Below are 25,744 nucleotides of genomic sequence, written 5' to 3' on the forward strand. Positions count from 1 at the left end.
AGAAGCGCTGCAAACAGATAGCCAGCAAAGGGCAAGGTCGTCGCCATTTCGTCAGGGAAAAAGGCAAGTGGGTTTCTCAAGTCCTGAACAAATAGTGCAAAAACGACAGCGGTGCCTCATCTGCGACGGCGAACAGGAACAGCCCCAGTCTGATATCCGCCAGCGACGTTAACTGAAGGCGCGACAGCGGTTGAATTTGTTTTCCAGACCGTGCCAGTACGCCATGCAATCGCGCGATACGCCCGGACATGGATTGGGCTATGTCAATTTTGACTGCGGGCCATCGAAGCGGAAAAATAAAGGAGAGGTCCCGTTTCGTAATTGAGCGCGTCATCATGCTTAACCCGGTCACCGGAACAACAAGAGACCGGGACGTTTGCAAAACGGCAATTTCGACCGCCAGCAAAAGGGTAAACACCGCCACGACCGCCAGATCAAAGAACAGCTTGCGAAATTGTGATGCGATCACCCTAGGGTCAGAGCTTACCGAGATTTGAATTTCGGTTGCATCGGGCAGTATTGAGCGATGGGTAAAGGTGGCGGTTTCGCCCGTCCCCGACCGCGTGACCCAGTCGCCAAGCTTCAATTCCAAGCCGTCAATCTCCGGATACTCTTTGCGTAGCCTGGACATCAAAGTTCCAAGCCCTGAAATGCCGGCTGTCGGCACCCCATTGGCCAGGGCAGTTTCGACGTTTTCCACCAAAATATGAGAAACCAGCTCGGCACGTTTCTCCAGTTCCGGTTCCAGGCTTTCACTGACCGCAATCTGTACCGTGATCGCAAGGGCCAACAGCACGCCCAGTACCAGCCCAGAATAAACAACCATCGTCAGCCCGTTGATCTGTCGCAATATCTCTGTTTCGGGAATGGCATTTCTGCGCAGGGGGAGTGTGTCTGCTTTAAGGGGGCTCGACGGGAAACCATCTGAACCAATGTCGTTTTCCAGCAGGTCAAGAGCGGCATTGGCCTGTACAATATCGGCCTCCAGGGCCGAAAGCGCGTGCAACTTGCGATGTGTAGTTATGCCAAAAATAAGGAGGCTCAACAAACTACCGCCAGTGAATACGGTGAGTGCGGCCAGAAACAAACGGCTTCGGAACTGAGCATTCAACTGAGCCAGCTCGGTCAGGGGATAACTGGCATAGACAGCCCCGGCCAGGTCTCCCGACTGTGAGTAAATGTTGCGGCCTGCGATCAGAAAATCATTGGTTTCGAGTGTCCAGCCCGGGGTATCGCTGCGGCGCAGAGCAATAAGCACCTCTTTGGGCACCGTTTGCACGTTCCCGGCGCCCGAACGTTCAACCACGATGCCAGACGGGTTGAACAAAATGACATCTTCAACCTTGCTGTCGATGTCATGAGCACGGCGAAGCACGTCGCCCCGGTTTCGCAACATACTCGGCGGCAGGCCCAGCTCTGTTATGGTCCTGAAAGGACGGGCCGCGCCTTCAACTGTCACCGCCAATCGACTGCGCAACAGTTCGGAATAGGTTTTTTCCTGCTGCAGCGACGCTACGACAGAAAAAGTGATAACGACCAGCCCGACAAGCAAACACCCCAAAGCCGCCAACTGTTTTGCAATGCCCATAAACTTCGCCGCGCAGGTGAAAACACATTGCTTTCATCCATGCATCGGATCGATGCAAAATCAATGATTTAAACTGGACACTACATGCCGCCTGCATCGGTATGGTGCAGAACAATCACTGCTTGCGTAATTTGCCGACCGGGTTAAGTCGTTCAGGACGCCGAAGCCAATCGGTTAAAGGTCTGTTTGTCCACACAGCAGGCATTGGTGCGACGCGCGGCGAATGGCTGCAATCCGCCCTTCGCGCCGATATGTGCCTGGCGCAGCAATCGGACCACTTCCCTCTGCCATCACTGTCACGAACGGCCCTTAGTTGACCTTCATTCATACTGCGGCGAACAGCCGGTTAGAGCGCGAAAATGTCCGATGCTGCACCGTGCACGAATTGGAACAAGACGTTGGAACCCGCCACTGGACGCTCTCAGGACTGCAAGCGCGAGCGAATATTAAACCCTCACGGTGAAACAATCTGTAGCTATCTGAAGGTCAAACCCGGCCATTCCAGTGACGAAAATTATGGCCGGCTTCGATGAATCCAATTTGCCCGGCTGAAAACTCGGGCGACCCATTTTTTTCAGACAAACAAGTCGACTTTTTTGAACTTTGTCACATCGATAATGCCCAGGTCAGAGATACGAATTTCCGGGATAACGACCAGGGCAAGCAGCGAGTGCTGCATGTAGGCGTTGTTCAATTTGCAGCCGCAGCTTTCCATAGCCGCGACCATTGCGGCGGTTTTCTCCGCAACAACCTCTGCGCGTTCATCCGACATCAGCCCGGCAATGGGCAATTCAACCGTCGCCAATTCTTGTCCTTGCGAGAATACCGTGATGCCGCCTCCCACTTTGCCCAGATGATTGGCAGCTGCGGCCATGTCCTTTTTTGAAGTCCCAACTACGATCATGTGGTGACTGTCATGGGCAACCGTTGACGCAATGGCACAGGGTCTGTCATATCCGAATCCTGAAACGAACCCGTTTACAACGCCTCCGGTTCCGCGATGGCGTTCGACAAGGGCAATCTGACAAATGTCGTTTTCTTCATCCATCTGAACAACACTGCTGGTAACTTTCAGATCGGCTTCTAACGCCCGGGTCGGAGCCTGGTTCTCAATCACGCCGATAACACGGGCACGAACGTCGGTGGCGCCCTCAGGAGCAAAAATATCGAAATCATCCGCGGCCAGTTTCTTGCCCAGATTAATAGTGTTCTTTGCAAAATCAGGATAATTCGCTGCCGGTATGTCCGCGGTTAGTTTGCCATTTTCGGCCAAAACCTCACCCTGCGCGATGACGAGTTCGACATGCAAACTTGGCAAATCCGAGGTCAGGATGATATCGGCACGGCGGCCAGGCGAAATGGAACCGATATCCCGCTCCATTCCAAAATGCTGGGCTGTGTTCAGCGTAGCCATCTGAATGGCGGTGATTGGTTTCACGCCCTGGGCAATTGCATGGCGCACAACCCGGTTCATATGCCCGTCATGTACGAGCGTGCCGGAATGGCTGTCATCAGTGCAGAGGATAAAATTGCGCGGATCCATACCATCTTCGGTGACGGCCTTGATTTGTTCGGCAACATCGTACCACGCCGAGCCGAGCCGCAGCATCGCCCGCATTCCCTGGCGGATACGCGCTTTCGGGTCCTCCTTTCGGGTGCCTTCGTGGTCATCCGCCGGACCGCCGGCGACATAACCATGGAACATCAGCCCAAGATCGGGCGAGGCATAGTGACCACCAACAGTTTTGTTCGCCATCTGCGTCGCGCCGATCTCACCCAACATTTTGGCGTCATTCGCCGCGACTCCGGGAAAGTTCATCATTTCGCCGAGACCACATGTCTGCGACCAGCCAAGCGCCTCGGTCACGTCGTCAACAGTGAATTCTGCACCGGCATTTTCCAGCCCCGGGGCCGAAGGGACACAGGACGGCACCTGAACCTGGACATTGATCGGCAGGCTGGCAGCATCGTCATGCATCAAACGCACGCCCGGAAGACCCAGTACATTCGCGATCTCATGCGGGTCGATAAACATCGACGTGGTTCCATGCGGGATGACTGCGCGGGCAAATTCCGTCACCGTGACCATGCCGCTTTCGACGTGCATATGCGCGTCGCACAGCCCCGGCACCATATAGCGGCCGTTGGCTTCGATCACTTTGGTCTTGTCGCCGATCGTGTGGCTGGCATCCGGGCCCACATAGGCGATGCGGCCCGCCGCGATGGCAATGTCTGTATTCGGGATGATTTCCCCGGAATAGACATTCACCCATTGGCCGCCGCGAATAACGCTGTCGGCAGGTTTCCGCCCCATCGCAACATCAATCAGGCGCGGCGCAGATTCGGTCCAGGTGGGAATTGACATGAGAAATCCTGTATTTAGTGTTTGAGAAAAGGGACGCCGAGTTTGGCAGGCTGTCCTGAGCGGCTTCCGATCATTACCAGAAGCAGGATCGAAGCGGCGTATGGCAGCATCAGGAAGAACTGATAGGGGATGTCCACACCCAACCCCTGAGCATGCACCGCCACACTGTCCAACACGGCAAAGACCATCACTGCGATCATAGTGCGGACCGGGCGCCAGTTTCCAGCAATGACGGCTACAATGGCCAGCCAGCCGCGGCCACCAGAAATATCAGGCCGGAACTGATCGGCGAAGGCCAGCATCAAAAAGGCGCCCCCAAGCGCGGTCAGGGCCGATCCGAACAACAGCGCACCGTATTGACGTGTTGAAACTGACAGGCCTTTGGCTTCGAGGAACTGTGGGTTTTCGCCGGCAGCCCGAGTTTCCAGGCCAAGCGTTGTGCGTCTCAGGAAATAGCCGATGAATGGCACACTGAGGATGGCGGCATAGGTAAGCAGGTGTTGATCAAATAGAATGGGTCCGATCACCGGAATGTCTGACAATACGGGAATTGGGGTTTTTCCAATTGTCGAATAGCTGGGTGGTTTGCTTCCACCAACATAGCTGCGGAACCAGAACAGGGTCAGACCGCTGGCCAACAGGTTGAAACCGAGGCCGGTAACAAAATGATCAACCCTGAGCGCTACGGTCATGAATCCGATCAGCAGTCCGGCCGCGAGGCCGGCTGCCATTGCCGCCAGGGCGGCGATCACGGGCGAACCGGTTGCCACCATTGTGAAATAGGCGATCAGACACCCTGTTAACATGGTGCCCTCGACCCCCATGTTCCAAATTCCCGCGCGTTCTGTGACCAGTTCGCCCAGCGCCGCAAGTAAGATGACCGTGGCGACCCCCATTGCGGCGATCAAAATGGACATGAGTATGTCCGGGGAAAGCAATTCAGACATTTGTTGGCCTCCTGAACTGGACGGAAAAGCGGACGAGAACGGAAGCGCTCAGAAAGAATAGCAATAGGATGCCCTGCATCGCAGGCACCAGTGATGGCGGAATGTCGGAAAGGACGCTCATGTAGAGCGAACCGTTTGCCAGCGCACCAAAGAACAGGGCGGCAACAACCGCGCCGATCGGATTCAGGCCGCCGATCATGCCGACGATGATGCCGGTAAAGCCAAGCCCAACCAATACGTCACCGCGCAGGCGATAATTGACGCCGAATATTTCTGACACCCCGGCCAGTGCCGAAAGGGCGCCGCTGAGGCACATGACGATCAAGACAGTGCGGGTGACATTGACGCCTTTGAATCTGAGTGCCGTAGGGTTGAAGCCAAGTGCGCGGATCTCAAATCCCAGGGGGGTTTTCTTTAGAATAACCCAGCAGATCACGGCAGCGGCCAGGGCCAGAAGAAATCCGATGTGCAGCTTTACGTCGCTTACAATCAGAGGCAGGTGGAAATTGTCGGCAAACACCGGTGTCTGTTGATAAGACGTCGTGCCTTCTTCAGTCCAGGGACCGCCGGCCAGAAGATAAGACAGCAAGTAGACGATGACATAGTTCAACATGACCGTTGAAATGATCTCGTTGACCTGAAATCTGGTTTTCAGCCAGCCACAAAAACCGCCCAGGGCAGCGCCACCGGCCATGGCGGCAATCAGGATCATCGGAATGGCAACCAGTGCAGACACTCCGCCCAGATACAGGCTGATCCAGTAGCCGCTCATTGCACCCGCAAACATCTGACCTTCCTGCCCAATGCTCCAGATTTCTGCACGAAACGCGATTACAGTGGCCAGACCAGTAAAAATCAGCGGGGTGGCGGCAACCAGGCTTTGCAGGATCGCCTCTCTGCTGCCAAAGGCCCCCTCGTACAGTGCTCCGAAACCCTCGGAAACACTGGCACCACTTGCAGCGATGAGCAGCGCTGACGTGGCAAAGCCCAACGTGAGCGCCAATACATAGGCTGCAAACTGTGCTTGCCATCCCACGGACGTGCGTACGGAAAACTCTATCACGCCGCATCCTCCTTCACTTTTCCTGCCATCAGCAGACCAATTTCTTCCAGATTTGTTTTTTCGGTTTCGACGATCCCCATCAGGCGGCCCTGAAAGAGCACGCCGATCCGGTCGCAGAGGTTCAGCAGGTCTTCCAGTTCGGACGAGGCGATCAGCACAGCCACCCCATCGGCGCGTTTCTCCAGAAGCCGGCTGTGAATGTATTCGATCACGCCCACATCAAGGCCGCGGGTCGGCTGATTGGCGAGCAAGACCTTAGAGGCCAAGCGCATTTCCCGCGCCAGGATCACCCGCTGCGCATTGCCGCCTGACAAGTCGCCGGCTTTGGTTTCCCCGGACGGCGCGGATATCTGAAATTCCCGGATCATCTGGACGGCGTTGCGCTGCATTTTTGGAAAATCGAGAAACAGCTTGCTTGCAAACTGGCCGCGTTGATCGCCAAGGATCAAATTCTCCTCAATGGACATTTCCGACACCAGGCCTTCGACAAATCGGTCATCAGGAATGTGACCCAGCCCAATATCCTTGATCACCCGGGCGTTCAGCCCGCCAATGTCCTTGCCATCCAGTGAGATCCTGCCCTTCGCCAGGGTTCTTACCCCCGCGATGACTTCCATCAGCGGGTTCTGCCCGTTGCCCGCCACGCCTGCGATGCCAAAGATTTCGCCCTGGCGCACGGTGAGAGACACATTGTCCAGATCCGGGACCTGGCCTACGCCTATTACTGTCACATTTTCCAGAACCAGCCGGTCCGGTCCGACAGGTGTCCTCTCACGGATTATTGGTTCCAAATCACGGCCAACCATCATCCGTGTGAGCTCTTCCGGAGTCGTTTCGGCGGTTTTCCGAATGCCGACCAACTCGCCCTGACGCAGCACCGCCACACGATCAGACTGCATCACTTCATCCAGGAAATGCGTAATCAGGATCAGCGCAACACCATCGGACTTGAGCTTGTCGATAATGCGGAAGAGCTTCTTTGAGTTCTCGACATCCAGCGTGGCAGTCGGCTCGTCCAGGATCAGCACATCTGCGTCGAAATACAATGCTTTGAGCAGTTCCGCCCACTGCCGTTCCCCCACGGACAAATCGCGTACCCACGCATTGGGATCGATGCCAATACCATAGTTATCGCAGATGCGACGCAGTTTCTTTTCCGCTTCAACGTACTGAACATTGAAGCCCTTTTCCGAGCCGATGACGATGTTTTCCAGCACCGTGAAATCCGGAACCAGCACAAAATGTTGATGGACAAGGCCGATACCTTTGCGGATCGCGTCGGCTGCGGAAGCCATACGCAACGGTTCGCCTTTGAACAGTATTTCGCCCGCATCAGGCGGAAACAGCCCTGTCAGGCAAGCAGAGAGCGTCGATTTCCCCGCGCCATTTTCACCGAACAAGCATAGAAGTTCACCGGCATTGACGGAGAAACTGATATTATGATTGGCGCGAACTGGTCCAAAACTTTTGCAAAGGCTACGGGCCTCAATAGTCGGCAGTCTCATTGGCTTTTCCCTATTATCCCAAAAGGACTCTCCGCCTGAGCGGAGAGCCAGTCGTTCGATCAGTCGGAACTCGGGAGTGACAAATCGACAGGGAGTTTCAGTTCGCCGGAGGAAATCCGGGCCGACAGGGAGGCGATCTCTTCCTTCAGTTCCGCAGGCAGCTTGTCCTCGTAAGCATGAAAACCCGACAGAGCAGAACCACCATCCGCCATGGGCACCCAACGTTCCCTGGTATTGCCTTCATAGGGCACGCCATTGGCCGCGTAGTCGTACCATTCGTCGATGATCCAGTTGAGATCCTGGGTCCAGGAGATCAGTGCGCTTGCAACCACAGAGTCCGGGGCACTCTCACCGTAGTCGACATAGTTTCCGAAACACATGATGCCTGCCTTCTCACAAGTTTCAAAGCTTTCGACCAGCTGGAAGGTCAGATCAGCGCCTGCTGCAATCTGTGCATTGGTAAACTGCTCCGCCTTGGCCGGGTCGTACCAGCTTTCGATGAAGGCGACTTTGCGTTGTACATCGGGATTCACCGACCGGGCACCGGCAAAAAAGCCGTTGATCTGGTCGTTTACATCCTCAGACGGGAACTGTCCGACGACCCCAATCACATCGGTTTCAGTCAAGCGGCCTGCCAGAACGCCCAGCAGATAAGATGGTTCATGCGCCCGCTTGAAAACCCAATAGGCATTTCCGCCCAACGCTTCATTCCCGGATCCGACAACAACGAACAGGATGTCCGGGTATTTTTCCTGCAGCGCTTTGACCTGATCTGAATAGCTACTGTGGGCCCAGATGATCTGATATTTACCGGTTTTTGCCAGCAACTCCATGGCATTTTTGGCGTCTTCTCCCCATTTCCCGTTGATACTTTTGTAGCTGATATCGAGGCCATGTGGCGCAGATGTCGCCACTTCATCAAGATCGCGGAGCAAGGTTGCATCCCAGGCAGCTTCTGGTCCGGTGGCCAGCAGAAGACCAATCCTCAATTTGTCCGGTGCTTCCGCAAGGACCATGCTGCTGGCGGATACCAGGAAAACGGCCCCCGCTGTCAGTGTCTTGAACAAATTCATGTCTTTTCCTTCCCTGTTTGCGAGTTGTTGCTGAAAGATGCCCGTCAGACGTTTTCGAGAATTGGGTCGAAAGTTTTCAACCCAATACAATCAACAGCCCCAATATCGGTGATGGCGTATTCTGGAATGGCAGTAATGGACAAAACAAACATGTTCATGAACGGCCATTCCAGCTGACATCCGGCGTCACGCGCCGCCGCATCCAACGCGTCTTCTTTTTTGGCCATTTCCACCGGATCAATGTCAGAAACGATGCCGCCAATCGGCAGCTCCAGACCAACTTCCGGTTTTCCATCCCTGACAAAAACCTGTCCGCCGCCTTTCTCGATCACCCAGTTGACGGCAGCTGCCATGTCTTCGGGATTGGTGCCGATACAGACGATGTTGTTGTCGTCAGGCGCGGTCGAAGTCGCCATGGCGCCATACTTCAAGCCAAATCCCGACACGAATGCGACCGGTTTGTTGGTGGTTTTGCCATAGCGTTCGACAACGGTGACATAGAGCACATCCTGTTCTGTGTCTGGCAGGACGACCCCATTGGCCGCGCGCAACACGGCATCCCGGCGGTTGCGGACAAACGGAACATCAAGCGACATATTCATCGACAGAACCTTGACCGCATCCGCATCCGCGCGCACTTGCAAGTCTTCTGGAAGTACCGGAGCCACTTTCATGGTTTCGGTCAGGAATTTCGGCCGAACCGGGCGCTCCACCGGGGTCAGCATTTTGAGATCTTGCGCGACAAACCGACCCTTCGCGATGACTTGCTTGACGTTGAAGGTCTCCGGGCTGTCCACCAGCAGAATATCAGCCTGGCGCCCGGGCGCGATCAGCCCCACTTTTTGATCAATCTGGCAGGCAACCGCGCTGTTGATCGTTGCCATTTGAATGGCTTCCATCGGCGGCACGCCTTCGCGGATCGCCATACGGACCATATTGTCTATGTGGCCTCGTTTCAGAACATCGGTTGCCACCACATCATCGGTGCAGAAACTTATCCGATGGCTGGCCTTTGGCGTCAGTTTTGTGGCGAGCTGAATGTTTTCTTCCAGAAAATGGCTTATAGAGCTCTCCCGGATCAGGATAAACATACCGTTACGCAGTTTTTCAAGCGCCTCGGTTACTTCATAGCTTTCGTGATCCAGCCGGATGCCGGCGCTGGCATAGCCTGCCAGTTTGGACCCTTTGCACATCGGTGAGCAACCAAACACCGGAAGCTTGTTTTTGCGGGCAATTTCCAACGCCTCGATGACGTCATCATCCTCTTCCTGGATGAACTCGCGCACGGTCTCCCAGATGCCAATGCATTCAGGCCACTCATGTGTTTCGCGGTGGTCATCCGGGCTGAAATAGTGGTTCACGGTCGAGCGCGGCATTGTGTAGGGGGTTTTGCACGGGGCACCCCAGTGAATTGTCATCGGCCCGGCGTTGGCCTCATCCAGAAAATGCCGCACGCCTTCCAGCCCCGATACCACCAGGATCTGATCCAGACCGGAGACGATGGAAGTGGTGCCATAAGGCACAACAAGATCGGCAAAGCTGGATACCGAAAGTTTGGAGCATTCCACATGCAGATGCCCGTCGATCATGCCCGGTGCCAGATAGCGGCCTTCTGCGTTGTGATATTGCGTATCAGGTCCCTTGCAGTGATCGACGTCCCCGATCGCCACGATGTAGCCACCTTTGATGGCCACTTCAGCCGGGTAGATTTCTGCGGAGGCAACATTGATCAAATTGCCGTTTGTAATCACCAGGTCAGCTTTGATGTCCCCATGGCCGGCTCGGATCAGTTCTCTCAGGTTCACGTGAATGCCTCCTATTTTTATTGGATTGTTCACTGCCGTCCCTGCGCACTCAATGGAATACACGTGCCCAGATGTGCCTTAACTTATCCAAAATGAATAATGTGCTATATGGCAGTCCCCGGCGTTCTGGACTTCCTGGCCCAATCACACTGTTCTGATGCCAGTTTTCAGAAAAATTCGATAGGAACTGCGGCATGCACAAGACTGATGAATTCAGAAATATATCCATTTCGAATATCGTTGGACCACAGGCCTCCTTTGCTTTCGGAGAAAGCTCTTATGGAGACGGAGAGCTATTCGGGCCGATGGCTGGCTGTCAGCTGGAGGCAATCTATCTTCGAACAGGACAAGTCGAAGTCCATCACGACGGAAAGGTTTTTCACCTGTCTGCCCCTTGTGTCGCCTTTGTCGCCTCTCACCGGACCCTCGAATACCGCTACGGTCCCGCCGGCATGAACAATGTACTTTGGTGCCAGTACACATCCGGAACACTGACAACCTCCGGGGTCGAAGCCCTGGCGCCATTCTGCGGTTCTCTGAGCCCCTCGGCAGCCGCGACGTCGCTTATGAAGATCGGTGCCGAGCTATCCTCGGACATTTATTCGGAAATGAAGGATTTTTCCTCGGCACTGGGAGTTGCAGCGTTGGAGGAACTGCTGGCCCGGAGGAAAATGCAGGAGACCGTGGCGGACATACCACTGCAAGTCTTACATGTTCGAAGGCATATTGAAGAACATCTGTGCTCCGAGATCACGATGAATACGCTGGCAAAGGTGTCGAGCCTGTCACCGCAATACCTGAACCGCCTCTACAAGGCCACATATGATGAAAATCCGCTGGAATATTTATGGCGCCTTCGCGTCCGTCGTGGCGCTTATCTGCTAAGTCATACCGGAACGCGGATAAGCCAAATTGCATATCAAACAGGATTTAAGACTCCAAACCACTTTTCCAGACGGATCAAAGAAAAATATGGGCTTTCACCCAGACAACTTCGGTCACAAAAATGGAAAGGTGAATTGGGTGCCAAGGATTTCGACGAGGTACAAACCAACTGATCCCCACCTGATGTGGTGACATGGATAGTCATCACAAGACATTCTGCGCAGGAAGCCGGCATTCGTGAGACTGCGGCGAAAGCCCGGCTTGTCCGCACAGCTGCCGTTCGAAGATTGCGCAGCGAAAGCCAGCTCTCCGCCTTTCTCGCCGAAATGTGCGTAGCGCAGCAATTGGATCAATTCCCTCTGCCATAACTGTCAAGAACGGCCCTAAGCCGCCTTTCGTAATCACTGCGGCGAACGGCCGGTTCGCGCCCATCGCGGCCGTCCATCCTGCGCTGTTCTCATTCACTTCTGTCGGAAAAAGTAGCGTTTGGTCTTGCGGCTCCGGATGGGGCGCCGTAGCCGCAGGAGGCTGCTCTGAATATACGCTGATAGAAAAACGTTTGGCCGGATTGGGCTAAGGCATGTGACCCCGCCACATTCTTGCCGCAACTAGAGCGCACAATTTTGTGATAGTCTTGGCTGACTTATAAGAAAACATCTCAGACCGGATGAGAGGGACAGAACATGCCGAAGAAAATTACCGCGAATCTATCACGCCGCGCCGCGCTGGCTCGTTTAGGTGCCGTTGCAACTGCAACATATATCGCGCCGGGTCTTGCCGGCTTCTCCGCAGCCCACGCGAGTGGTTCAAGCGGCTCCAGTGGTTCAAGTGGCTCTAGTGCGTCAAGCGGTTCGAGTGTTTCAAGTGTTTCAAGCACATCAAGCGTGTCGAGTGCTGCAAGCGGCCAGAGCCTGGCCAGCCTTCCGAGTGACGCCGGCATTACCGATGAACAAAAGGAAAGCTACAAGGCTTGTGGCAAAGATGGCAGTTCCAGTGAGGAATGCCTGGATGCAGCAGGTATTGCCCTCTGACCACTTTGACTTCCGTGCAAGCCTTCGATTGGATGTTTCAGGAATGAAGGTAAGGTTGAAGTTAAATGAAGGCGTTTGATCTGAAGCTCCGGGGCCTCATAGCCCCGGTTCTTGTTGTTGGCGTTGACAATCCAAGCCAACTCTTTTCGGTGTACTTCAATAACTGGTCATATGAGATCGCCCCGCGCGGTGAATTGCTCCCTTTCGCCACCCTGGTCTTCGACGGAGAGCAGTACTTGTTGAAAACCAACAAGGCAGATGCCCCGGTTCCCCACATCTCTCCCGTCAACGCAGTTTGCGACCTTGTTGCAGCGGCTGCCCGCCAGCGGGCGGATGAACGGCCCGGGGAAATGTGCCTGCACGCAGCATCGGTGCGCATGGGGGCGGCCCTGGTCGTGTTTCCTGCTATCAGGCGCGCTGGCAAATCTTGCCTGACCATGGCCCTCGCAGCGAAAGGGTTCGAGGTTTTCGGTGACGACGTATTATCGGTCGCCTCTTGCCCGGGCGCCCCCGTAACCGGCAAAGCCACAGGCGCTTCGATTCGTATGCGGTTACCGCTGCCGCAAGGGCTTCCCGGATGGATGGCAGAACACATTGAATCCTGCCGCGGGCCAAGCAATCGTCAGTATCTTTACGTGTCTCCGCCTGAGATCGCCGCCAACGGGCAACAAGCTCCAATCGGTGCACTCGTTCATTTGGAACGTAGCGGTAATGCAGCCGCGGAGATTTCACCCATGTCGCCGGGGATCATGTTGAAATCTCTTTTGAAACAGAACTTCGCAAGATCTGCCAACGCTGATCATATTTTGGGCGACTTGTTCGGACTGGCAGAAAATACGCCTGCGTTCCTGATGCGGTATTCAAATATTGAAGAAGCGGTGGACGTCCTTGTCGAGCAATTCCACGCTCAAGGTATTCCTGGGGCGTGTGTACAGAACCGACGTGCTCGAGAGATCAGCGAAATCACAGAAATCCCTTCTGGGGTTGAAGTCGCGTTGTGTCAGGATCCTACGACCGTTGTGCGTGAACTTGGAGGCGAAATATTTGCCACCAACCGAAACCTGACACGGGTGTTACATTTGAACGAGGGGGCCGGTCGGATCTGGAACCTGCTCGAAGAACCAACCAGTGAAGCGGAAGCGGTCGAAATCCTTCACACGGCATTCCCTGACGCTCCGTACGCAGAACTCGAGGCGGACACTCGAAATATGTTCCAGAACTTAAAACGTGCAGGTTTGCTCGTTGTGGCCGGCTCCAGGGACACCTAGCCACCGCTTATGTCTCAACGACAGCGAAGTCCCGCGACTTGGCCATTGGTGCTTATCGCAGCGAATGACTGGAATCCGCCCTTATTGTCGAAATGTGCATGGTGCAGCAATCGGACCACTTCCCTCTCCCTTCAGGGTCACGAACGGCGCTAACACATTCTTGCACCAAACGGGCGATGCATGGCGGTAATTCGCGATCTCGGAATACGATTATTCCGTGCGTGAGGCGCGCAAAGTCCTTGGCAATGCACAAGAGGATGCGCAGCTGATCATGGTCCGCGATGCGCGCTGGAAATACGTCCACGCCGAAGGGTTCCGGCCCATGCTCTTTGATCTGCAAGAAGACCAGGACGAATTGCGGGATTTGGGCGATGTGGCGGCCGAGGCGCTCGATGCGGTGCGCGTATGGATGTCAGACGTGATTTTCCGCTGGTCGCGACGGCATCACAACCGGATAACCATGCGCCCCGAGAAGATCGAGTCCATGACAGGGATCGACCCGTCCGGCATTCTGATCGGCATCTGGTAGGAAGCCGCCAATGAAGAGCTTCACGGTGTGCCTTTTGACCCCCTGAATCCCCGTTAGACCGCAGGGGCCTCGCTCAGCATCTGCCCAAATTACTTATTCAGCCGGTTGACAAAATCGACACAATCAGGACGGTCGTGGCCCTGTTCGGTTGACCACAGGCCAATGTTGCGTTGCGGGAGTTTCACGTCCAGGTCGACCGCAGCCACGTGGTATCGAGACGCAAATTCGCCCGCCAGACGGAACGGCATCATACTGCAGGCCTTGGTGCGTTCGAGGATGCGAAACACGATCGTGACGTCGCCGTCGCAGTCCATCACTGGGGTCACACCCGGCAGGCCCAACCAATCGAGTGTTTCGCGGGTGAGATCGAAAAGTCCTGACGCGGCGCCGGCAGAAACCCATTTGTATTTGGCTAAAGCGCTCGGCGAGACGTTCTTTTTCCTGGCCATCGGGTCGTTTTCGCCCACAAATAGGGACAACCGGTCTTCGAAAATCTGCTCACGGTGCAAGCCGTCGTCTTCCGGTTCAACTCGAGAGGAATGATGGCAACGTCCAGCTCCTCTCGTTTAAAGAGATTGGCAAGCCGTGCAGCGGGCTCAACCCGGATCTTGACGCTGTAAGCGGGGGGTGACTTCGCAATTTCCACAAAGAAATCATTGAACAAGGTCGCGGCGATCATGGGGCCTACTCCAACACGCAATTCGCCCTTCATGCCATTCTTCCATTCCTGGATCGCGCTATCGGCCCGCTCGGCCCCCTTTAGGATGACACGACCCTGCTCGGCGAGACGCGCACCGATGACCGTTGGCCGTTGGCCGTACGCCATAGCGGCCCCGTCGCAGAACGGGAGCACCCGCGCGATCTTCGATAACCTTGATCAGCCGCGACAAGGTAGGCTGCGTCACATTCAGCGGTTCTGCGGCCTTGGCGACGGAACCAAGCTCGGCTACTACCGTGAGCTGCATGAGATGCTTGGGATTCATGTTATAGATATTTCCTATGCAAATCGACAAAACCAAAATTTACATCATACCTTCCCCGCGTCAATAACTAATGGTGCAGAGACATCTCCCCGTCTTCCATCCGGCGGCGACTACCCTCTGCACCGAAATAATGGATGATCGGAGGGCATCGCGATGAACGCACTGACAGGACAAGCACTCGCCCAGGAACGCGCCAAGGCGCAGGAAGATATACGTGCCCAGCGCGACAACATACCCGCGCTCAGGGACGGCGCCATCGATATGATCCTGCGCAGGGCATGCTCGCATTATGCCTGGCAGAACCGTGGTGTCTCGGACGAGTTGCTGCAGACCATTTACGACATTACGGCCAATGGCCCGACGAGCGTGAATTGCTGTCCTGCTCGGTTTGTTTTCGTCAAATCCGTGGACAGCAAGGCGCGGCTGGCAAAGGCGCTCAAGGACAAGAACATCGACAAGATGATGCAGGCGCCAGTCACGGCCATCATTGCCCATGATCTGGAATTCTGACAGGAGCTTCCGACGCTGTTCACGCACGAGGATCGCAGGCCTCATTTCGAAGGCAAGCCGGAGCACTCAGAAACGACGGCCGTCCGCAACGGCACACTGTAGGCCGCTTATTTCATGGTTGAAGCGCGGGCCGTCGGGCTGGACGTCGGCGCGGTGTCGGGCTTTTCGAACGAGATCGTCGACGAAGAGTTTCTTGCGGGCACGTCTCTGCGCTCGAACTTCTTCGTTAACTTTGGCTACGCGGACGAAACCGCGCTGTTCCACAAGCTGCCGCGCCTGAGTTTCGAGTGCGCCTGCTCGCTCATCTAGGGAAACTGCGCAGGCCGCCCAAAACCAAATTGGCCGAATGAAGACACCACGAAGGGAGGGAAAAATGAAAATCAAACGTTTCGCTGAGGCGGTAGCCTATGAAGCGCCGCATCACTTCGACTGCCGGGGACCGCGCCTTGCAGGTTTCGAAGCGGGCGGATCTGAGAAAGTCTGGGTGGGTGTTCCCATTTCCTGCCCGGTGGCGGGGCCGGACCCGACGCGTCGCCGCTTGAAAAGGTCTACGTGATCCTTTCGGGCGAAACGACCACCCGTGTCGGCGATTTGGAGGAAAAGGCGGGTCCGATGGCTACCTTCACGATCCCCCCAATCGAGATGCGCGAAATCGTCAACGAGGGCAGCGACATAGTGACGATGATCGTCGCCATGTCCTATCCCGAAAATCCCTGAACGAAAGATCAAACCCATGGACTTCCTCAAAGATCCCTATTCCTTGTTCGACATCCACGGCAAGGTCGCGCTGGCGTCCAAGACACTGGCCGGCGCTGGCAGCAAGCTGGTGCTGTCCGCTGGCAACAAGGACGCCCTGACAGCCGTTGGCGCTGAATGCCAGGCGCTTGGCGCCGAGGTTACGTTGGTCGACGACCGGCCTGACAATGAAAAATCCTGCGACCTAGGCCATGGCCCAGGTCGCAGTCGATACCTACTGCACGCTCGACATTCTGGTCGTGAGCCCGCGCACCCAGAGAGGCCTGATAATACCCGTCAAGAGGTTCAACCGAATAACAGCGACGGGTAGAAATAGAGGTTCATAAGCTTGTCGTAGAAGCCGTAAATCAGAATCGCTGTCGCCGCCCCATAAGCAAGACTGATCTTGAGGCTGTAGCCCCCCCAACGCGCGAGGTAATAGAAGACAAAGAGCGGGAGGGCGACGTGCTGCCCCACAAGGATCGTCATGGCAACGACACCGATCAGCAGCGCGAAAAACTGCAACGAGATACCGAAGCCCGCCACACGGCCGCTCTCGATGAGGACACGTTCAAGCGAGTTGACCTGTATCAGCGTTCCGAATTTGCGCATATCAAAAAAAGAACCGGGCTGACGAGCAATAGCCCGGCAATCGCGATCACCAGCGGGAACTGGGCAGTTTCCATATCCCATTTTTGGGTCTCGAAGATCACGAAAACGAAAAGAGCCACAAGGGCGAGAGCCAGCGCCGCAGAGAACGCCGGGTTCTGCGCAGATCCTTCACCGCCCTTGGATTGTTCGGCCGTGCTCTTCCGGTTTTGCAGAACGCTTCTGAGTGAGAGCAGCATCGTGACGGCAATGAGGGCCAGGATGCCCCAAACGATGGGGCGGCCGGTGATCCATGGACGCCAGATCGCCTGCATCGGCCATCTGCTCGGTGCTCACATACAGAACCGCCGGATTGTAGAGCGCGCCCACAAAGAGCATCTTGCCGTAATCGGCGCCGAAGCCCGGAGCATTGCTCAATTGCGAGGCTGGCTCGTATGGCGTGAATGTAATCGTCAGCCCGTCAGGTTTGGCGGTTTCATAAAGCGTGTTGTGAACCGCCGACCCCCCGACGTTTTGCGGAATAATGCGCGGCTCGCCAAGAATATACTTGGCCCAATGCTGAGCAAAGAGCCGGGCTGCCGTATCTGCGCCGCTGCCGGGCCCGCGCCCAATCAGCATGCGAATGGTCTGGTCTTCGTAAAAGTCCTCGGCTGCCGCCGCGGTTGGGGTCACGCCGTTCGCGCCGAGCCCCACCAGCAAAGCCAATGCGCAGCTCGCCATGGCCTTTGAAATAAAGTTGAAAGACATTTGGGTCTCCTCCCCATGATATGATCGTCCGGGTGTCCGAGAGGCACCACCGACGCTTTGGCTACATATTCGGTATGTAGGCGCCTCGAAAGTGCTCAGCGCGGGCAGACCATCCTCCTTACAGCCAACCAGGCGACACACCGAGTGTGCAGGAACGTTAGGCAAGGGTCAGGTATTCTACAAAATACATTTTTGCTTAGTTGCATGAAGATTTTCTATCTCTTGATCCGACGTCGCGGGACCAGCCTTCGGCTGAAGCGTATTCCAAAGGCCTGCAGCGGATCCTCGTCCCTCGGCCGCCTCAAACGGTCGACCACCATGCGATTACCCGATAATCATCGCTGCCGAAGGTCTTCGACGGGTCATTTCAGCGGAACAAGTCTGGACGAAAGAGCAACGGACAGACCCAACTTGCCCTCATTGATCAGCCGACGGCACAGCACAAAGTTTCGCGCACCTGAGAGGTGCATCGGGTCATTCTCGGCAATGCCGCGCGCCGCTTCGAGCGATTTCGCGCGCAAACCAACATACTCATACCGTCGCTTTTCTCGCTTGACGGGTCGGACATTGGTCCGGCCAACATGAGCGCCCCGGAGCGCCCACATATGTGAGATGTTCGGGCACATGCTTGACCATATCTTCGGGCGGTGCGACCGGAGAGCTGATCACCACAAAAGCTTCGTATGCCAGTGTTCCGCAGTCTTTGGCTTTCCCGACGTGGTCTGACTATGAAGGCATGTTTGCATGGCTCCATTCCTTGGCGGATCGTGTTCATTTCGGTGCCCGCAAGCACGCTTCTTACGAGGATGGCGAACAGTCCGCGCACCGTCAACAAACCGTCATGTCCCATTAACTCAGCGGCTTCTGTCCAAACCCAGCTATGCAAATTGAACATGCAAAACGCCAAAATTGAATTTTACACTATATCCCGAGCAGCCCTATCTCTGATGCAAGACAGGCCTGCGCCCCGAAGCGCGTGGCTCATGAACGGTTGCCTCAGGGTTCGCGGCGCCATGACAAGAGATGTGGAAGGATATCATGACAGAGATCGGCCATTTCATTAACGGCTCTGGTAATGCTGGCAATTCGGGGCGCAATCAAGCTGTACATAACTCGGCGATCGGTGCATCGGAACGTAAGGTGGCCCTCGCGTCGGTCGATGAGGTCAATGCGGCCGTTGCTGCCGCGCAAGCGGCCTTTCCGGCCTGGTCAAAGACGCCGCCGCTTCGGCGCGCCCGAATTCTCGAAAAGTTCAAGAATATCCTGATCGACCGCGCTGGCGAACTAGCCGCAACTCTCGCGTCGGAGCATGGGAAGACGCACGAGAATGCTCTTGGCAAGGTGACCCGCGGTCTCGAAGTCGTCGAATTCGCGGTTGGCGCACCGCATTTGATGAAGGGCGACGTCTTTGAAAATGTCGGCACGCGCGTCGACAGCACCTCGCTTCGCCAGGCGCTGGGCGTCGTGGTGGGCATCACGTCATTTAACTTTCCCTTCATGGAGTTGGCTTGGATGTTTCCGATTGCTATCGCCTGCGGCAACACTTTCGTTCTAAAGCCGTCCGAGCGAGTTCCGTCCGCCTCGCTTCTGATCGCAGACTGGCTTTCTGAAGCGGGCCTGCCCGATGGCGTCTTCAACGCCGTGAATGGAGACAAGGAAGCGGTGGATGCGCTTCTGACCCACTCTGACGTGAAAGCGATCAGCTTTGTCGGCTCCACGCCGATTGCGAAATACATATATGAAACCGGGACCGCGAACGGGAAGCGGGTAAAGGCGCTTGGAGGTGCCAAGAACCACGCCATCATCCTGCCAGATGCCGCTATCAACGTGGCAGTCGAAGGCCTGATGGGCGCGGCCTTCGGGTTCGCCGGCGAACGGTGCATGGCCATTTCGGTTGCCATGCCCGTGACCGATGCGGTGGCCGGCGCACTGATCGAAAAACTGGTACCCAAGATCAAGGAGCTGAACATCGGCCCGACCACTGACCAGCCCGCCGAAATGGGTCCGCTCATCACCGCGCAGCATCTTGAAAAGGTAAAGGGGTATATCGACAAGGGCGAGGCCGGGGGTGGCAAAATTGTAGTGGACGGACGAACCTTCGAGCAGACCTCGCAAGGCTATGAAAACGGCTATTTCATCGGAGGCACCCTGATCGACGGCGTGACCGAGGACATGACGGTTTGGAAAGAAGAGATCTTCGGCCGGGTCTTGTCCATCGTGCGGCGCGACAGCTTCAAAGAGGCCGTCGATCTGGTGCATTCGAGCCCGTACGGAAATGGTGTCGCGATCTATACCGGCGACGGCGATGCTAGCCGCGCCTTCGCCCATGACATCCAGGTGGGCATGGTTGGCATCAACGTGCCGATCCCGGTGCCTATGGCATTTCACAGCTCCGGCGGCTGGAAAGACTCGCTCTTTGGCGACCATCACATGCACGGCCCGGAAGGGGTGCGCTTCTATACCAAACTCAAACCGATCACCACCCGCTGGCCCCGCAAGAGCGCTGCGACGCAGTCCAGCGTTGCCATGCCGACCCTCGGATGCCCCTGATCGATACGGCGGGTTACCCATGGCGCCCGTCGCAGCCAACAATGAAGGATGAGACCATCATGTCCAGACCAAAATACGTCGCCCCGAACGGCGGCAACCTCTACGAATTCGTGAACAACATGCGCGTCAAAGTCACATCGCAAGAAACGAAAGGTGCTTACGATGTTTGTGAAGAACGGTGTCCGCCCGGGTTTGCCTCAAAGCCCCATTTGTACGTGGAAGCCCACGAGACGTTTTTTATCATCAAGGGTACGGCAACCTTTATTTGGGTGATGAGACGTATGACGGGGTGAAGGGGGATCTGATCCACATCCCTCCCAATGTGCCGCATCAAGTCATCGCTGGCTCGGAGGGCGTGCATATGCTGATGATTTTCAGCCCCGGCACAACTGAGGCCATGTTTGCCGAACGGAACGACTGGCGGACCGGAGCTTCCGTGGCCCGTAAACACAAGACCATTTGGCTGGAGAATTTTCCCAAAGCTCCCGCAGATTGAGTCTTAGCCATTAAATGGGATTCTTCGTTTGGTAGTGGCTTCCGGCACGGCCCCTGTGATCGACTAGGCTCTGGACCCATTAATTTGGTTGGGACCGACCGCCCGCGGCGTGGAAGCTACGTTGTGATGAGGGAGATCTTAAAAGTGTCGGTCGTCATATTAAATGGCGCATCTGGACCCATAAGCGCTGACGTCAGACACACTGCTGTATCGACATGAGGCGTCCATATAGATCACGTTGGATGGTTTTCCGATACTGAGGTTACCACAGCCACGAGCGTCCCTGAGCACCGAAGCTGGTGCAGAAGTTGCCATAGCGAACGCGTCCGAAGGGGTGATACCGACCTTTTCGATGAGAATCGAAATCGCAGTCGGGAAGTCCAGGTCCGCGCCCGCAAGTGTACCGTCCTCAAGGGTCAGACGACCGTCGCGCCGCAGAACTCGCCGTCCGTTCAGGCGGAATTCCGTGATGTCGGAACCAACCGTGGACATCGCGTCGGTGACAAGAAAAATACTGCCCGAAGCTCGCTTGGATGACAGCGCGATGCGCATGCAAGTTGCATGAACGTGAATATCATCGGCAATCAGGCCAGCGGAAACGCCTGAAGCGTTCAAGGTCGCGCCGACCAATCCGGGTTCGCGATTGCCCATCTGGCTCATTGCATTGAACAAATGGGTGACACAGCGGGCACCCGCGACAAAGGCCGCTTCCGCCTGTATCAGGCTACAATCCGTGTGACCCAGCGAGACGATGACACCCGCTTTCGCAAGTCGCGAAATCTGTTCATTTGACACGTTCTCTGGCGCAACCGTAATCATAACGTTCGGCAGGCGTCGCGCTGCGTTGCAAAGGAAGGCTTCATCTTCGTCCTGCATGCGGCGGATTAGCGACGGGTCGTGCGCCCCTTTGCGTGCTATTGACAGATGGGGCCCTTCAAGGTGAATCCCGAGAATTCCAGGCGAGCCGCTTTCGATTGCTTTCTCCACGGCATCAACGGCCGCGCGGGTTTTTTCTGGCGTATCTGTGATAAGCGTCGGCAAGAATGCGCGTGTGCCTTTCGTCGCGTGGGCCTGTGCAATCACGGCGAGCCCTGCCGGCGTTGTTTCGTCGTTGAACATCACACCGCCACCGCCATTAACCTGTAGGTCAACAAAGCCAGGCATAAGCGTTCCCCTGTCAAAGGCGGTAATTTCGAAGCCATCAGGAACGCTTTCTGGTTCGATCATGCCGCGAACTACGTTGCCTTCCAGAAGAAGTACCTTGCCCACATGAAGCGTCTTGCCGTCAAAGATGTTGGCGCCCAGAAATGCGCGATTTTTCATATCGTTTCCGTCACTTTCTTCAAATGGCGTGGTTCATCCGGATTGGTGCCGCGGGACACTGCAACTTGCTCGACCATCGCATAAAACGAAACGATCAATGCAATCGGATCTAGCAGAGGATGCGACGTGCGGACCGTTGGCAGGCGCATTGCGCGCGTCGCCTTGTCAGAAGTGACATAGACCTCTGCACCCTTTGCCGAAATCTCATCAGCCACGCCAACGAGCGCTTGTTCTGCCTGATCGGCGGCACATAGTGCGAGAATTGGGAAACCCCGGTCCACGATCGAAACGGGCCCATGAAGGACTTCTGCCGAAGAATAAGACTCGGCATGAAGTTGGCAGGTCTCCTTGAATTTGAGTGCCGCCTCGTTTGAAATGGCAAGAGTAGGTCCACGCCCCAGGCAGAACAGAGACTGCCGGGATGCGATCTTTTGGCCAAGTGCGCTCCAGTCCGCCAAAGCTGCCATTTCAAGCGCAGCGGGAAGCTGGCGGATAGCAGTCAGAAGTTCTTCATCCTTCTGCCATTCGGCCAGAAGCCAGATCGCCGAAACGATCGAATTCACAAAGGTCTTTGTCGCTGCAACGCTCAGTTCGGCACCTGCATGCAAGTTCAGCGTGTGCGAACTTACCCTGGCGAGGTCGCTTTCCGGTTGGTTGGTCAAAGCAAAGGTCGCCGCGCCCTGCTGTTGAGCCATCTCGGCCATCCTGACAATGTCGGGGCTTTTTCCCGATTGCGAAACCGCAATGCATGCGCTGCCATTCACCTTCAGGCGTTGGTCATAGATCGAAGCAATGGAGGGGCCGACAGAAGCTACGGGAACACCGGCGATCAGTTCGCTCGCGTATTTGAAATAAGTGGCGGCGTGGTCGGATGAGCCGCGTGCGACCGAGATCATAAAAGCTGGATCGCGTTCAGCGAGCGCCGCCGCCGCCGATTTCATTCCAGCCTGACCATCGGTCAGAAGCGTTTCGACAGCCGCAGGTATTTCGAGAATTTCTCGACGCATGTGGGTTTGGGAAGACATGACTATTCCTTTGAAAGTCTCAACTCGGCGACGAAGTTATACGCGTCTCCGCGATAGAGGGACTGGGTGAATTCGGCCACGCGGCCGTTTTCGAGATAAGATGTACGTTCGATTCTCAATCCTGCATCCCCCATGGAGACGGCAAGAATCTCCGCTTCTCGTTCGGGTAGGTTGATGGCCGAAATCTTTTGAATCGCGCGAATAGGGCGATGCCCGCCACGCTCCAGAATTTCGTAAAGTGACGTTTCAACCACGAGCGGATTTGGAAGGATGTCGGTCGGCAGCGAGGCGCGTTCGATTGCCATCGGCTCGTTATCCGCCAGACGAAGCCGGACGAGTCGTGCAACCGAGTCTTCAGCGGCCAGTCCAAGGGACGTTATTTCGTCGGGGGACGGCATAAAGAGCCCGCGCTCCAGCCAGCGAGACGTCGAATTTTTACCGCGCCGCTTCATGTCCTCGGAAAAGGAGGTCAGTCGCGACAGCTTTTGCTCGATCCGCTCCGGCCTTGAAGCGATAAAGGATCCGGACCCCGGTTTCTGGATGACCGAGCCCTCGTCGGCGAGAGACTGGATCGCCTTACGCACGGTGACCCGTGAGAATGCGGTAATAGATGCGATTTCGCGCTCGGGGGGCAACGGGCTGCCTGGCGCAAGAATCCCTTTTGACACCCCGTCGCTAAGCCGCTGCCGAAGCTGCACATATCGCGGGCCTGCTCCCGGTTGGAACCATGCTGCGGGTTCGAGAAATTCGGCCGTGTTCATTCTGGGGTCTCCAGTGCTTCTTGATTCTGGCGCGCAAGTTGCAACGCACCGTCCAGAGCCGTGCCTTTGGGCAAACGGATGAGGCTGTGGTACTTCGGGGCAAGGTATGGCTCGTAGTGCGGCCCAACACCACCGACAAGGCAAACGATGTCGTCACCGGACAAGTCGGCCGCCCCCAGAGCTGTGTTCAAGTATGCACTGCCACGGTCCATCAATTGGTGCGCGACAAGGTCGCCAGCCTTGGCGGCTTCGACGATGAGCGGTGCAAATGTTGCATAATCGGCTGGCCGCGCCTGCCTTGCAAAGGCGACAATATCGGCTGGGGTGCCGTCGAAGCGCGCCAGAACCGTGCGGGTCAGATCACTTTCGGACTCAAGTCCGTCGACGGCGAGCAAGGCATGCACCAGAAGCTCTCGTCCCAACCATGCACCAGACGCCTGATCGCCGACTTGCTGCCCCCAGCCACCGAAGAAACGGAACTTGCCCCCGCGGCGCATTGCCACGAAAGTGCCGGTACCAACCGCCAAAAGCGCTCCATCGTTGTTGCCAAGAGCGCCAATGACCGATGTCACCCGATCATCTGTGACGGTGCAATGCTCGAAAGGCAACTGAGCCACCATCGCGCATGCGTCCGTATCGTTCATGATGCCCGCAAGCCCGACATGCGCCACCAATCGATGCATATCCGCACCCATTTTTTCTGCCGCAAGGCGGACCGCGCCAACAACATTCTCGACCGCCTGCGCAGCATTGGAGGCATAATTCGCCGGGCCGCCAGACGCCCGCGCGAGCACCACACCATTCGGATTCGCAATGGCGACACGACAGCCCGTTCCGCCACCGTCCACTGCGCACACCTGATATGCTCTAATCTCACCCATGTGATACCGATATCATACCTATTTGAGATAAGATAGTCCAAACTAGCGCCAAAGTGCGCATGTTTTTGCAAATATGGGTGCAAAAACTCCGCGTTTAATAAACTGGTCGACAATAGGTATTATTTCGGTATTGTTGATTGAGTTGTAGGGGGGAATCAGTGTGCTAAGAAAAGATCAGCAAGAAAGCATCGGCCAGCCAATCGACGCGCTGACGCGCGGTGATGCGCTGTCGGCGATGTTGGCTTCCCAGCTGGCTGCCGTAGCCATTGTGTCTCAGGCACAAGCGGAAATTGACTGCGCAGCGGACCATCTTGCCGCCGCCTTATCCGCAGGCAAGACACTGGTTTACGCTGCAGCGGGAAGTTCGGGCTTGATGGCGCTTGCCGATGCCTGCGAATTTCCGGGGACTTTTGGGGTCGCCACACACCAGATTCGCATCTGCATGGCTGGCGGCGTTCCCACCGATGGCGTCATGCCTGGTGACACCGAAGACAATGTCCACGATGCAATCGCAGCGGCAGGCGAGATGAGCCCCGGCGATACCGCTATCGTCGTCAGTGCAAGCGGAACAACACCCTATGCCTGCGCCTTTGCTGAGACGGCCAGCGCACAGGGTAACACGGTCATCGCAATCGCGAATGTCGCAGGTTCCCGTCTTCTTGAGGTGGCTGATGTCGCAATTGCGCTTGCGACGGATGCAGAGGTCATTGGCGGCTCGACACGTCTTGGAGCGGGGACCGCGCAGAAAGTGGCGCTCAATATGATTTCGACGCAAGCGGGTATTTTGCTCGGGCACGTGCATGACGGCCTCATGGTCAATGTCGTCCCGGATAATATCAAACTTCGCAAACGCGCGTCGCGGATTGTTACACAGATTACCGGCGTCACCGAAGACATCGCAGAGCTTGCTCTGATTCAATCCGGATACAGCACGAAGCTTGCAGTTCTGATCGCCTCGGGGCTCGACATCGAACCCGCCCGCGACCGACTTGAAAGCGCACGGGGGTGCCTTCGGGAGTGCCTGACCGGCCAGAAGGCGGAAACCACAAGATCCAACTGACTTAC

Annotated in this window: 25 protein-coding genes and 1 pseudogene; 11 read left to right on the forward strand and 15 right to left on the reverse strand. The window is 56.1% G+C overall.

The window, feature by feature from the left end:
* Window positions 1–76 precede the first annotated feature (76 nt).
* The 7 genes from DWA01_RS21825 to DWA01_RS21855 form a co-directional block, all read right to left on the reverse strand.
* Window positions 77–1,588 carry a hypothetical protein gene (locus DWA01_RS21825; RefSeq protein WP_114287927.1) on the reverse strand — a complete coding sequence of 504 codons (1,512 nt, stop codon included), beginning with the start codon at window positions 1,586–1,588 and terminating at the stop codon, window positions 77–79.
* A gap of 574 nt (window positions 1,589–2,162) precedes the next feature.
* On the reverse strand, window positions 2,163–3,953 hold the full coding sequence (gene ade / locus DWA01_RS21830) for an adenine deaminase (RefSeq protein ID WP_114287928.1): 1,791 nt from the start codon (window positions 3,951–3,953) through the stop codon (window positions 2,163–2,165).
* Window positions 3,954–3,967: 14 nt separating this feature from the next.
* Window positions 3,968–4,900, reverse strand: a complete 933-nt coding sequence (locus DWA01_RS21835) for an ABC transporter permease (RefSeq protein ID WP_114287929.1) — start codon at window positions 4,898–4,900, stop codon at window positions 3,968–3,970.
* Complete coding sequence (locus tag DWA01_RS21840) at window positions 4,893–5,963, reverse strand: ABC transporter permease (protein ID WP_114287930.1); 1,071 nt, start codon at window positions 5,961–5,963, stop codon at window positions 4,893–4,895. The genes DWA01_RS21835 and DWA01_RS21840 overlap by 8 nt, the downstream gene beginning before the upstream one ends.
* Window positions 5,960–7,468, reverse strand: a complete 1,509-nt coding sequence (locus DWA01_RS21845; protein WP_114287931.1) for an ABC transporter ATP-binding protein — start codon at window positions 7,466–7,468, stop codon at window positions 5,960–5,962. Before DWA01_RS21845 ends, DWA01_RS21840 begins: the two co-directional genes overlap by 4 nt.
* 59 nt (window positions 7,469–7,527) lie before the next feature.
* Entirely contained in the window at window positions 7,528–8,541 is a 1,014-nt protein-coding gene (locus DWA01_RS21850; RefSeq protein ID WP_114287932.1) for a BMP family lipoprotein, read from the reverse strand.
* A gap of 44 nt (window positions 8,542–8,585) precedes the next feature.
* Window positions 8,586–10,346, reverse strand: coding sequence for an adenine deaminase C-terminal domain-containing protein (locus DWA01_RS21855; protein ID WP_200832644.1), 1,761 nt, complete (start codon window positions 10,344–10,346; stop codon window positions 8,586–8,588).
* A gap of 194 nt (window positions 10,347–10,540) precedes the next feature.
* Between DWA01_RS21855 and DWA01_RS21860 the strand changes: the two genes are divergently transcribed.
* The 4 genes from DWA01_RS21860 to DWA01_RS21875 all read left to right on the forward strand — a co-directional run bounded on the left by DWA01_RS21860 (window position 10,541) and on the right by DWA01_RS21875 (window position 14,059).
* On the forward strand, window positions 10,541–11,404 hold the full coding sequence (locus DWA01_RS21860) for a helix-turn-helix domain-containing protein (protein ID WP_114287933.1): 864 nt from the start codon (window positions 10,541–10,543) through the stop codon (window positions 11,402–11,404).
* 510 nt (window positions 11,405–11,914) lie between these two features.
* Window positions 11,915–12,262, forward strand: coding sequence for a hypothetical protein (locus DWA01_RS21865; RefSeq protein WP_114287934.1), 348 nt, complete (start codon window positions 11,915–11,917; stop codon window positions 12,260–12,262).
* A gap of 65 nt (window positions 12,263–12,327) precedes the next feature.
* Window positions 12,328–13,530 carry a PqqD family protein gene (locus DWA01_RS21870; RefSeq protein ID WP_114287935.1) on the forward strand — a complete coding sequence of 401 codons (1,203 nt, stop codon included), beginning with the start codon at window positions 12,328–12,330 and terminating at the stop codon, window positions 13,528–13,530.
* Between the two features lie 217 nt (window positions 13,531–13,747).
* Window positions 13,748–14,059, forward strand: a complete 312-nt coding sequence (locus DWA01_RS21875) for a hypothetical protein (RefSeq protein ID WP_114287936.1) — start codon at window positions 13,748–13,750, stop codon at window positions 14,057–14,059.
* 89 nt (window positions 14,060–14,148) lie between these two features.
* Here the strand turns inward: DWA01_RS21875 and DWA01_RS21880 are convergent.
* Together DWA01_RS21880 and DWA01_RS24075 are read right to left on the reverse strand one after the other, a co-directional pair.
* Window positions 14,149–14,574: pseudogene (locus DWA01_RS21880) on the reverse strand (LysR substrate-binding domain-containing protein); the annotation flags it as partial.
* 222 nt (window positions 14,575–14,796) lie between these two features.
* Window positions 14,797–15,042, reverse strand: coding sequence for a LysR family transcriptional regulator (locus tag DWA01_RS24075; RefSeq protein ID WP_114287939.1), 246 nt, complete (start codon window positions 15,040–15,042; stop codon window positions 14,797–14,799).
* Window positions 15,043–15,195: 153 nt separating this feature from the next.
* Between DWA01_RS24075 and DWA01_RS23770 the strand changes: the two genes are divergently transcribed.
* The 4 genes from DWA01_RS23770 (at window position 15,196) to DWA01_RS21905 (ending at window position 16,618) form a co-directional block, all read left to right on the forward strand.
* Window positions 15,196–15,552 carry a nitroreductase family protein gene (locus tag DWA01_RS23770; protein WP_235008668.1) on the forward strand — a complete coding sequence of 119 codons (357 nt, stop codon included), beginning with the start codon at window positions 15,196–15,198 and terminating at the stop codon, window positions 15,550–15,552.
* A gap of 114 nt (window positions 15,553–15,666) precedes the next feature.
* Entirely contained in the window at window positions 15,667–15,861 is a 195-nt protein-coding gene (locus DWA01_RS23775; protein ID WP_235008670.1) for a nitroreductase family protein, read from the forward strand.
* A 64-nt stretch (window positions 15,862–15,925) separates the two neighbouring features.
* A complete protein-coding gene (locus DWA01_RS23360) occupies window positions 15,926–16,108 on the forward strand; it encodes a hypothetical protein (RefSeq protein ID WP_200832645.1) in 183 nt (60 codons plus the stop codon).
* 177 nt (window positions 16,109–16,285) lie between these two features.
* Window positions 16,286–16,618 carry a hypothetical protein gene (locus DWA01_RS21905; protein WP_114287940.1) on the forward strand — a complete coding sequence of 111 codons (333 nt, stop codon included), beginning with the start codon at window positions 16,286–16,288 and terminating at the stop codon, window positions 16,616–16,618.
* Here the strand turns inward: DWA01_RS21905 and DWA01_RS21910 are convergent.
* Together DWA01_RS21910 and DWA01_RS21915 are read right to left on the reverse strand one after the other, a co-directional pair.
* The gene (locus DWA01_RS21910) at window positions 16,594–16,980 is read right to left on the reverse strand and encodes a hypothetical protein (RefSeq protein WP_136057811.1); all 387 of its coding nucleotides are present in this window, start codon (window positions 16,978–16,980) and stop codon (window positions 16,594–16,596) included. The genes DWA01_RS21905 and DWA01_RS21910 overlap by 25 nt on opposite strands.
* Window positions 16,981–17,067: 87 nt before the next feature.
* Window positions 17,068–17,643 carry a hypothetical protein gene (locus DWA01_RS21915; RefSeq protein WP_114287942.1) on the reverse strand — a complete coding sequence of 192 codons (576 nt, stop codon included), beginning with the start codon at window positions 17,641–17,643 and terminating at the stop codon, window positions 17,068–17,070.
* A 1,038-nt stretch (window positions 17,644–18,681) separates the two neighbouring features.
* On the opposite strand from DWA01_RS21915, the gene DWA01_RS21920 reads away from it, so the two are divergent.
* Together DWA01_RS21920 and DWA01_RS21925 are read left to right on the forward strand one after the other, a co-directional pair.
* Complete coding sequence (locus tag DWA01_RS21920) at window positions 18,682–20,193, forward strand: CoA-acylating methylmalonate-semialdehyde dehydrogenase (protein ID WP_200832646.1); 1,512 nt, start codon at window positions 18,682–18,684, stop codon at window positions 20,191–20,193.
* A gap of 178 nt (window positions 20,194–20,371) precedes the next feature.
* Complete coding sequence (locus DWA01_RS21925; protein WP_114287943.1) at window positions 20,372–20,689, forward strand: cupin domain-containing protein; 318 nt, start codon at window positions 20,372–20,374, stop codon at window positions 20,687–20,689.
* A 159-nt stretch (window positions 20,690–20,848) separates the two neighbouring features.
* On the opposite strand, the gene nagA is transcribed toward DWA01_RS21925, so the two are convergent.
* From nagA to DWA01_RS21945, 4 genes are read right to left on the reverse strand one after another with little or no spacing between them, the layout of a single operon-like run.
* Entirely contained in the window at window positions 20,849–22,012 is a 1,164-nt protein-coding gene (nagA, locus tag DWA01_RS21930; protein ID WP_114287944.1) for an N-acetylglucosamine-6-phosphate deacetylase, read from the reverse strand.
* On the reverse strand, window positions 22,009–23,037 hold the full coding sequence (locus tag DWA01_RS21935) for an SIS domain-containing protein (protein WP_114287945.1): 1,029 nt from the start codon (window positions 23,035–23,037) through the stop codon (window positions 22,009–22,011). The genes nagA and DWA01_RS21935 overlap by 4 nt, the downstream gene beginning before the upstream one ends.
* Window positions 23,038–23,039: 2 nt before the next feature.
* Window positions 23,040–23,798, reverse strand: a complete 759-nt coding sequence (locus DWA01_RS21940) for a GntR family transcriptional regulator (RefSeq protein WP_114287946.1) — start codon at window positions 23,796–23,798, stop codon at window positions 23,040–23,042.
* Entirely contained in the window at window positions 23,795–24,646 is an 852-nt protein-coding gene (locus DWA01_RS21945) for a glucosamine kinase nucleotide-binding domain-containing protein (protein WP_235008672.1), read from the reverse strand. The genes DWA01_RS21940 and DWA01_RS21945 overlap by 4 nt, the downstream gene beginning before the upstream one ends.
* Window positions 24,647–24,839: 193 nt before the next feature.
* On the opposite strand from DWA01_RS21945, the gene DWA01_RS21950 reads away from it, so the two are divergent.
* On the forward strand, window positions 24,840–25,739 hold the full coding sequence (locus DWA01_RS21950; protein WP_160116098.1) for an N-acetylmuramic acid 6-phosphate etherase: 900 nt from the start codon (window positions 24,840–24,842) through the stop codon (window positions 25,737–25,739).
* Window positions 25,740–25,744 lie beyond the last annotated feature (5 nt).

It is taken from the genome of Candidatus Halocynthiibacter alkanivorans, assembly GCF_003333265.1.
In the GTDB taxonomy this organism is placed as follows: Bacteria; Pseudomonadota; Alphaproteobacteria; order Rhodobacterales; family Rhodobacteraceae; genus Halocyntiibacter_A; species Halocyntiibacter_A alkanivorans.

Coding starts and splice junctions, on each gene's coding strand:
- DWA01_RS21935 (WP_114287945.1), bottom strand. CDS start 23,037: ATGTCTTCCCAAACCCACATGCGTCGAGAAATTCTCGAAATACCTGCG.
- DWA01_RS21870 (WP_114287935.1), top strand. CDS start 12,328: ATGAAGGCGTTTGATCTGAAGCTCCGGGGCCTCATAGCCCCGGTTCTT.
- DWA01_RS21835 (WP_114287929.1), bottom strand. CDS start 4,900: ATGTCTGAATTGCTTTCCCCGGACATACTCATGTCCATTTTGATCGCC.
- DWA01_RS21915 (WP_114287942.1), bottom strand. CDS start 17,643: ATGTCTTTCAACTTTATTTCAAAGGCCATGGCGAGCTGCGCATTGGCT.
- DWA01_RS21865 (WP_114287934.1), top strand. CDS start 11,915: ATGCCGAAGAAAATTACCGCGAATCTATCACGCCGCGCCGCGCTGGCT.
- DWA01_RS21850 (WP_114287932.1), bottom strand. CDS start 8,541: ATGAATTTGTTCAAGACACTGACAGCGGGGGCCGTTTTCCTGGTATCC.
- DWA01_RS21860 (WP_114287933.1), top strand. CDS start 10,541: ATGCACAAGACTGATGAATTCAGAAATATATCCATTTCGAATATCGTT.
- DWA01_RS21845 (WP_114287931.1), bottom strand. CDS start 7,468: ATGAGACTGCCGACTATTGAGGCCCGTAGCCTTTGCAAAAGTTTTGGA.
- DWA01_RS23775 (WP_235008670.1), top strand. CDS start 15,667: ATGGTTGAAGCGCGGGCCGTCGGGCTGGACGTCGGCGCGGTGTCGGGC.
- DWA01_RS21910 (WP_136057811.1), bottom strand. CDS start 16,980: ATGGGATATGGAAACTGCCCAGTTCCCGCTGGTGATCGCGATTGCCGG.
- DWA01_RS23770 (WP_235008668.1), top strand. CDS start 15,196: ATGAACGCACTGACAGGACAAGCACTCGCCCAGGAACGCGCCAAGGCG.
- DWA01_RS21920 (WP_200832646.1), top strand. CDS start 18,682: ATGACAGAGATCGGCCATTTCATTAACGGCTCTGGTAATGCTGGCAAT.
- DWA01_RS21905 (WP_114287940.1), top strand. CDS start 16,286: ATGGACTTCCTCAAAGATCCCTATTCCTTGTTCGACATCCACGGCAAG.
- ade (WP_114287928.1), bottom strand. CDS start 3,953: ATGTCAATTCCCACCTGGACCGAATCTGCGCCGCGCCTGATTGATGTT.
- nagA (WP_114287944.1), bottom strand. CDS start 22,012: ATGAAAAATCGCGCATTTCTGGGCGCCAACATCTTTGACGGCAAGACG.
- DWA01_RS21825 (WP_114287927.1), bottom strand. CDS start 1,588: ATGGGCATTGCAAAACAGTTGGCGGCTTTGGGGTGTTTGCTTGTCGGG.
- DWA01_RS23360 (WP_200832645.1), top strand. CDS start 15,926: ATGAAAATCAAACGTTTCGCTGAGGCGGTAGCCTATGAAGCGCCGCAT.
- DWA01_RS21940 (WP_114287946.1), bottom strand. CDS start 23,798: ATGAACACGGCCGAATTTCTCGAACCCGCAGCATGGTTCCAACCGGGA.
- DWA01_RS24075 (WP_114287939.1), bottom strand. CDS start 15,042: ATGAATCCCAAGCATCTCATGCAGCTCACGGTAGTAGCCGAGCTTGGT.